The sequence below is a fragment of the Streptacidiphilus sp. ASG 303 genome, assembly GCF_020991365.1.
Lineage (GTDB): Bacteria > Actinomycetota > Actinomycetes > Streptomycetales > Streptomycetaceae > Peterkaempfera.
On the sequence record NZ_JAJLRA010000146.1, the window covers coordinates 1 to 296 of the forward strand.

The window sequence follows — 296 nt, forward strand, 5'->3', positions numbered from 1 at the left end:
CCGGGATCACCGAGCTGGACGACCTGTTCGCGGGTCCGACGGCTGTCGCCTTCGTCACCGGTGCCCCGGTGGAGTCGGCGAAGGGTCTGCGTGACTTCGCCAAGGAGAACCCCGCTCTCATCATCAAGGGCGGTGTCCTTGACGGCAAGGCGCTGTCCGCCGATGAGATCAAGAAGCTCGCGGACCTCGAGTCCCGCGAGGTGCTGCTCGCCAAGCTTGCCGGGGGCATGAAGGCGTCCATGGCCAAGGCCGCGGCGACCTTCCAGGCCCCGCGCGCGAAGTTCGTCCGCCCCCCG

The 296-nt window shown here is 68.9% G+C and carries 1 protein-coding gene; it reads left to right on the top strand.

The genetic code is table 11. The annotated features are described in order from the left end of the window. A partial coding sequence (rplJ, locus tag LO771_RS30295) for a 50S ribosomal protein L10 (protein ID WP_230748368.1) occupies positions 1 to 296 on the top strand: 296 nt, incomplete at both ends.